Source organism: Streptomyces sp. NPDC057654 (assembly GCF_042800135.1).
Taxonomy (GTDB): domain Bacteria; phylum Actinomycetota; class Actinomycetes; order Streptomycetales; family Streptomycetaceae; genus Streptomyces.
In genome coordinates this window covers 2,858-10,085 of the sequence record NZ_JBHVHQ010000250.1, presented here as the reverse complement: position 1 = coordinate 10,085, position 7,228 = coordinate 2,858, and the positions used below count along the sequence as shown (strand labels likewise).

At 70.5% G+C, this 7,228-nt stretch carries 5 protein-coding genes; all 5 read left to right on the top strand.

What is annotated here, in order from left to right; translation table 11 throughout:
- Positions 1–161: 161 nt before the first annotated feature.
- Complete coding sequence (locus ACFU99_RS19820; RefSeq protein WP_384393644.1) at positions 162–1,460, top strand: hypothetical protein; 1,299 nt, start codon at positions 162–164, stop codon at positions 1,458–1,460.
- Between the two features lie 121 nt (positions 1,461–1,581).
- The gene (locus tag ACFU99_RS19815; protein WP_384393641.1) at positions 1,582–2,313 is read left to right on the top strand and encodes an N-6 DNA methylase; all 732 of its coding nucleotides are present in this window, start codon (positions 1,582–1,584) and stop codon (positions 2,311–2,313) included.
- Positions 2,310–4,772, top strand: a complete 2,463-nt coding sequence (locus ACFU99_RS19810; protein WP_384393639.1) for a hypothetical protein — start codon at positions 2,310–2,312, stop codon at positions 4,770–4,772. Before ACFU99_RS19815 ends, ACFU99_RS19810 begins: the two co-directional genes overlap by 4 nt.
- On the top strand, positions 4,769–6,157 hold the full coding sequence (locus ACFU99_RS19805; protein WP_384393636.1) for a hypothetical protein: 1,389 nt from the start codon (positions 4,769–4,771) through the stop codon (positions 6,155–6,157). Before ACFU99_RS19810 ends, ACFU99_RS19805 begins: the two co-directional genes overlap by 4 nt.
- A gap of 6 nt (positions 6,158–6,163) precedes the next feature.
- Complete coding sequence (locus ACFU99_RS19800) at positions 6,164–7,075, top strand: hypothetical protein (protein ID WP_384393633.1); 912 nt, start codon at positions 6,164–6,166, stop codon at positions 7,073–7,075.
- Positions 7,076–7,228 lie beyond the last annotated feature (153 nt).

Below are 7,228 nucleotides of genomic sequence, written 5' to 3'. Positions count from 1 at the left end.
GGTGGAGACAGCCGAGGAGCCCGCGGCAAGCGCCTCGAGCCCAGCACCCGAGCCGCCGAAGCAGGCATCCATCGACGAAATCATGGCGAGTACCCGGCGCTGATTGACGCGGTGAATTTCATTTTCCAGGAAGACAGAACAGACACCGAGGGATCGAATTCATGAGCGCCAGCAGCAATGACCTCATCACGCTTACCGGCGGCATTGACGTCGGCAATGGCTACGTCAAGGGCGTTATCCAGAATACGAAGCAGGGGACTTTCGACGAGATCGATCTGCCCAGCGCGGTCGTCTCGACATCCCGCACCTCGCCGAAGGTGCCGCTCCCCGACGCTGATGCGGCCTCCGTACTGGCCGGAGATTTCTACAACCAGATCGACTGCTCGCTCACCACTCCCCTCGTGGTGGCATCGGACCGCCGGATCTTCGGTCGCGCAGCGCTTTCTGTGCGTGGCTCGAAGTTCACCGAGTTCGAGGTGGTGGGCAAGCACTCCAAGGCCGATCAGGAGCTGAGCAAGGTCCTGGTCCTGGGTGTCGTCGCCGCGAAGGCCCTGCGTGACTACGTCCGCGAGAACGGCGTGCTGCCCGATCACGAGTTGCGCGTGCAGGTGCGCGCCGGTCTGGCGTTGCCGATCTCTGAGTTCGTCGCGCGCCGTCACGCCTATGCTGCCGAGTTCATCGGTCTGCTGGGCGGCGCGGATCCGACGGTGCACCTGGTGACGATCAAGAATTTCAGCACCCCGGTCTCGGTGCGTCTGCAGTTCGTCGACGTCCAGGTGATGGCCGAGGGCGCCTCGGCGCAGTTCGCCATCACCGACAAGGGTGAGCCGCTCGCACAGGCCTTGCTCGACGATCTGCGGGCTCGTGACGCGTCCTTCGTGGAAGGGGTCTCCGCCTCCGATCTGGTGGCGGTGCAGAACACGATCGGTGTCGACGTCGGCGAGGGCACCGTGAATTTCCCGGTCTTCACCGACGGCCGGTTCAACCCCGAGGCTGCCGACACCCGCAACGAGGGCTACGGCACCGCGCTGATGATCGCCATGGAGCGCATGAGCGAGTCGGACGCCACGCTGCAGTTCTCCTCCCGGAAGCAGCTGGCCGACTTCCTCCACGCAGAGCCGTCGGCGCTGGTGAGGAACCGTCACCAGCGCACCGCCGGTTTCGTCGAGAACGAGGCCAATTACCTGGTCGACGCGATCGTCTCCTCCTTCAGCGACGTCCTCTCCCAGGCCGGTGCGACGACCGAGGTCGTCTACGTCTACGGCGGCGGCTCGGGTCCGATCAAGCACCTGCTGCACCCGGCGCTGCTGAAGGCCGCCGGTGACGTGCCCGTGCTCTACCTCGATTCGAGTTATTCGCGGCACCTGAACCGCGAAGGGCTGTACATCGCGGCGCGCCATGTCGAGGAGCAGGCCCTCGCTGTGAAGTCCGCGGGCAAGCGCAGTAAGGAGGTGGCCTGATGGCCCGGCGGAGGCTGCTCGGTTCGGATGAGAAACGTCCCGGCTCCACTGCGGTCCTGACGGTCGACTCGCATCGCCGCATCGAGCCGGGTCAGTGAGCGGCCACCGCGAGGCTGCAGCGTTGCTGGCGGCGAACACCGGCGCGAAGCGGATGAGTGAAGTCTTCGGCGACTTCGTCGAGATGGCGGCGCTGGCTCTGCGCAATGTCGTGGACGTCCGCGGGAGCGAGTCCTGGGAAGCGCGCGAAGGGCGGTACCTTCAGACCGCCGGCGGCTACAGCAGAACAGAGCTGGACTGCTTCGTGCACGCCCTGGCGCTGGTGATCACGGAGATGGAGCGCGATCCCTGTGACGTGCTCGGCCGCCTCTACATGGAGTTGGAGCTCGGCAACGGGCGGCTCGGCCAGCACTACACCCCCTACGGCGTCGCCCGGCTGATGGCTGAGATGCAGATCGACTCGGCAGTCGAGCAGGTGAGCACCCACGGCTTCGCGGACATGTATGAGCCCGCCTGTGGCGCGAGCGCGTTCATCATCGCGCTGTCGCAGGCGATGCTGGAGCACGGCCTGAATCCGCAGACGCAGCTGCATGTGACGGCGGAGGACATCGGGCCGCAGGCCATGCACATGAGCTACGTCCAGCTGACGCTCCTGTACATCCCCGCGGTGGTGCGCCGGTGCGATGTCCTCACGCTGGAGATGTTCGACGCGTGGCCTACTCCTGCTCATGTCCTGGGCAACTGGAGCCACAGGATCAGGGCGGCCCGGGCGGTCAGTGGATCACAGCGGATGATCACCGTGTCGCCTCAGGAGACCGCCGAAGGACCTGCCGCTGTTCTGGAGGTGCAGCGATGACGATGGAGCCTGCACGGACCGACCTTTCTGACACCGGGAGCGACGGCGCTCCGGCCCGGCGCGGGGCGGAGGTCTCCGAGCCGGTCACCGGGCATGCCCACAGCTCGGCCGACGGCCGGAAACTCATCCGGCACTCTGCGCGCGAGGCCCTCGCCCCCGCGGACCAGGAGACGACAGCCCAGTCGTGCCCGGAGTGCCGGCGCCACGAAGTCCGCGGGGGGCTCTGCGGCGGATGCGGCGACCAGGCCCACGGCGCCGAAGCAGCGGCGGCCGCGCTGGCGGACCTGCCCCGCAACGCGGGTGTTCTGGTGCACGAGGCGGACCGTCTGGGCTGGGACGTGCGCACGGAGCGCCGCTGGACCGGCCGGCTGTGGGTGCGTGCCCTGGTCATCTGCGGGCTCGTGATGGTGCGCGCCGGGGTGGAGGAGACAGAGCACGTCTGTGCCTGGAACGAGGCGACGGGCAAGTTCACGGCGTCCGCCTCGACCGGCGGGTTCAAGGCGGTACGCGAGGCCGTCAAGGCCGCACGCGTCGTCTCCCGTGTGCACGAAGCCACGGGCCGCACGGTGTGGGGCCGGGACGCCGCGGAGTGGGTCGGGCAGATGGACGGCGCCGTGGCTAAGGTCAGTGCCGCCTTGTGCGACGCGCGGGACGCGTTCAGCGCCCTCGACGGCTGCACGCCCACGGGCGCGCGGGCGGTGGAGTTGGCCTTGGCCGCCTACGCGGAAGCCGAGGCGGCGGAGCGGTCGGCCACCGATGCCGTGAAGGCGGCACGGGCGTGGCTGGCCGAGACCGACGGCGACGACGCACGGGGGTGCGCGTCGTGGCGGCATGCGGTCGTGCTGGCCGGGCAGCACGTCAAAGAAGCGGGGAAGGCGATCGCGGACGCCGTGGCGCGCGCGAAGCGGGAAGCGCTTGCCGCTCCCATCATCGAGGAGGCGCAGGAGCGGCTGAACGCCGAGGAGTCCCGGTGGCGCCGGCAGCTGGCCGAGTCGGGCCGTGAGCCGACGGCCCGCGGATACGCCCGGCTGATCACCATGTTCGAGAACGCCTCGCGCGACTGGTGTGCCTGGTTCGACGGCTACACCGGCTACGACGGCGTGAAGCACGCTGGGCAGGGTGACCCGTCGCGGTCGTTCGTGGCGCAGTACGACGCGTGGGTGAAGTCGAAGCACTCGGACCGGTCGGTCTATATCCCGTCGCGGTACACGTCCGCCTCGCTGATCGCCGGTGACCGTCTCAGCGCCGCCGCCGTGGCGTTCACGCTGGCCGTGGCCGGTCTGATCGAGGGGCGCGGCGCTGAGACGCTGCGGGAGGCGGCGGCCGCCGTCCGGAAGAATCCCCAGGGGTTCGGTACCGGCAGCGACCGCAAGCGCCTGGCCGACTGGTCCAAGTACCCGCACATCAGCTACGGGGAGCCGGTCGGGCTTGCCGAGCACGCCCCCGCCGAGTGGGCGGCGCTTGAGACCGCTCAGGCCGCGGACAACGGCGTTCAGGACTTCTACAACGCCCTGTACTGGGATACGTACTATGCCGGTGAGCGGTCGGACGCGCGGGCGGCCGCCGACTGTGCCGGGCTGGCCGGCCGCGATGAAGCGCGTGCGGAGCGCGCGGAGTCCGGCCGTTCGGCGTCCGCCTGGGCGGCGGCGGTGGAGCGGCTGACGACGGCCCGTGCCCGTGTGCAGGGGGCTGTGGTGCTCGCTGCCGGTGACGTGGAGCGGGCACGGGCGTGCGGGGACCGGGTCCGGGAGGGTGACGCGCTCGCCGAGGACGTGTGGTCGGCCGTCCGCTTCTGTGAGGAGGCGTACGACGTTGTGAACCGTGCGAAGCGGGACGCCGCACACTGTGCGGAGTCGGCACGGACCTGCCGCGAGGCGGGGGTCCTGTCCGATTACGTGGCCGAGTGCGCGCGCATGGAGGATGCCGCCGCCCGTGTCGAATCCGCCCGTGAAGAGATGCTGAATCTGTACGGGTGCGCGTTCGAGGATGCTGCGAAGGCGGAGGAGGATCGGCACGCCGTGTGCGCCGCGCTGCCCGCCGGGGAACGTCCGGTGGCCACCGCTGCTGAGGTGACGGACTTCAAGCCGTGGGGTGCCGGGCTGCGCCTGGTATGCGCGTGCGGCGCCGTCCACGAGCCGACTGTGCCTGTGGTCGACGCCGACGGCGCGCACGTCGGCGCTCTGGTGAATGCCACCGACTGGATCATCAACGGGATGCTGAAAGCGGCCGGGCTCCGCGCCACGGTCGGCCGTGACCAGTGGTCGCGTGGGGTGCTGTTGTTCTCTGCCGACGGCGCCGAGGCGTGCCACGGCTGGCGCATCCCGGTAGAGGCCGCGCCGGTTGTCTCGCACTGCCAGGGGTGCGGGTCGACGGTGGCCGACGGCTCGGAGTGGCACGCCACGTGCAAGCCAGTAGAGCCGGCCCCGGCGTCGAACAGCGGGACCGGGTGGCCGTCATGACCCCTGAGGCCGCCCATGCCCGAGGCGCGTCTGGCCACCTGGCGCGGCGTACGGTGCAGGCGAAGCCGGCGGCGGCTGAGACGGCCGTGTCCCGCGCCGCCGGGCAGCCGGGGGTGGCGGCCGGTAATGATGTCGCCGCCGCCCAGCTCTCCGCCATCTGGGTGCTGAGGACGGCGGCCGGGCATGCGTTCCGCATCCGGCTCGTCCCCTGCGGGCGTCCGGAAGAGTGCCGGTGGGAGGCCGGACAGGCCGGACACGACGCTGACGGCTCGTACTGGTGGACCGCCGGCATCGAGGACGGCCCCCTTACCAGGCTGCTTGCCCGGATCCGTGAGGACTCCGCCACCCGTACCCGGTTCGCCGGTCTGTGGGCGGCATACGGACAGTACACAGTGCAGGCTCCGGCATTCGCGTGCACGCCCGACCGTGTGCAGCTTGAACCCGGCGTGTTCCTGGCCCGACGCTTCGGCGCCGTGGGTCTGATCGCCGAATGCCGTTGGGGCTTCGAGCACCTGGCGGCCGCCGACGGCCGCCAGGGGTGCACGGGTGAGGACTGGGTGCGCAAGGGACCCGACAACCGGCGGTACGTCGCCGAATGGAAGGTGTGGAGTTCCGCCCTGGAAGGCGTGGCGAACTCCCGTCTCCGCGTGGTCTCCGTGTGTACCGACGACGACACAGCGGCCGACGCCGACGCGTACTGCGCGATGTCCGCGCCCTACGTCGGCAAGTGCAGCGCGAAGCGCTCCGGCGCCCGCTACTGGGTATCCGTGGTCACCGATCAGGGCTGCGAACCCGGCCGGTTCACCGCCTGCGCCCGCTGTCTTTCCGGCCGGATCCTGAACGACGCCCACGGCACCTCCCACGGCACAGCCCGCGGGGGCAGCCGGTTCTCCGGGCTGGATGTAGTCGATCTCGCCCGCGACGTGGCCAAAGGCGATCCCAGGACGTGCGCTCTGCACTGGAAGCAGTGGGGCGATCGTGCGGCGGAGCTGTGCGGGCAGCTGCTCACCGAGGCTCTGGAGAACGGGGAGCGGACGCCGTGGCCGTCCAGGGCGCTGGCCGATGCGCTCATAGCCCAGGGTGCGGCCGACGGCGACGACCGTGCGAAGCGGGAAGCCCGTGCGGCGGTGCGCGAGCGGGGCGGCGGCGAGAAGGCGCAGGACGAGGCCGCCGCCCTGGTCGCCTCGGTCCGGGCGGGGCAGGCCCTGTCCTCCCCATTCGATGCTGCGGGCGCCACCAGGGACGCGGAGCCCTGCGACGAGGGTGACAACGGCCGGGCCGCCGAACAGAGCGCGGGGCGTAAATCCGGGCACACGGCGGCAGCGATCGAAACCTCCACCATGGCGGAAACCGCCGACACCGCCGACACCTCGGGAATGGAATAGCGCGGCATGGGCCAGTGGCTCGGTGAGAGTGAAGCCCGAACCGAACTGCCCCGTATGGGCTGGTGCACCGGGCTGGCCGACGTCCTGGCCGCCGCGTACGCGCGGGACCTGTACGCGGACACGTCCGGGATCGTCCGCCGCCGTGAGGGCCGGGGCCGCCGGGTGCGGGCCGCTCTGGTGAAGCTGCTGGCATCCGGCGGCTACATCGCGGTGCCCCGTGCCGGTCGGCGCGGTCCTGTCACGGTCGCGCCCGACGGCGTCACCGCGCACCGTTGGTGCGCCGCCGCCCCTGATCTGCTGTACCCGGATCATCGGGCGGCCTACCGGGCACGGGTGCGTCTTCACCACACCGGCCGAACCAGCAAGCAGACGTCGCGGGAAGCGGCCAGGCGTCTTGCTCCGCTGCCGAACGGGGAGGAGGAGAAGCGGCGCCGCGCCGCACAGCTGCGGCGGGTTGAGCAGTGGGCCAAGGAGATGCAGGCCATGCGGGAGCGGCTGGCGGCGGAGCAGGCAAAGCGGGATGTGCAGGCAGAGCAGGAGCGGGCGGCCGATTGGGCGCGGATCCAGCAGGAGGCCGGGGAACGGCAGGCGGCGGAGGATGACCGACGCGACGACGGCCTCGTCATGTCCCAGCACGGACCGCGGGAAATCGTCATGGGCACGGGCGAGCGCCGCGTCACGGTGACGCGGACCGGCCCGAGCGGCTGGAACGCGGTGGTCCGCGGAGCGGTCTACGTGGTCTCGCAGGAGGGCGGCAAAGACTGGCCCTGGCTGGTCACCGCTTCGGACGACACGCGCATCGGCGTCTGTTCGGTGCTCAATGACGTGCCGTACGCGGCCAGCGTCCGGGACATCGTCCGTGACCACGCCGACGCCATGGGGCGCGGAGGGGCGTTTTCCGAATGGGTGCCGCCCTAGGAGACTGGATCGAGCCGCCGCGCTGCGGGCCGCCACTCCCACGGCCGACGAACTGACCGTGCTGGAGGCGCTGAGCACCGACGGCCTGGAGGCTGGGACGGCGGCCGTGCTGTCGGCCGCTTACATCGGCCATGTGGTCACCCGTCATCGTCC

Bases quoted from the DNA above. Each gene is read 5' to 3' on its own strand.
- ACFU99_RS19820 (WP_384393644.1), top strand. From the start codon at position 162: ATGAGCGCCAGCAGCAATGACCTCATCACGCTTACCGGCGGCATTGAC.
- ACFU99_RS19805 (WP_384393636.1), top strand. From the start codon at position 4,769: ATGACCCCTGAGGCCGCCCATGCCCGAGGCGCGTCTGGCCACCTGGCG.
- ACFU99_RS19810 (WP_384393639.1), top strand. From the start codon at position 2,310: ATGACGATGGAGCCTGCACGGACCGACCTTTCTGACACCGGGAGCGAC.
- ACFU99_RS19800 (WP_384393633.1), top strand. From the start codon at position 6,164: ATGGGCCAGTGGCTCGGTGAGAGTGAAGCCCGAACCGAACTGCCCCGT.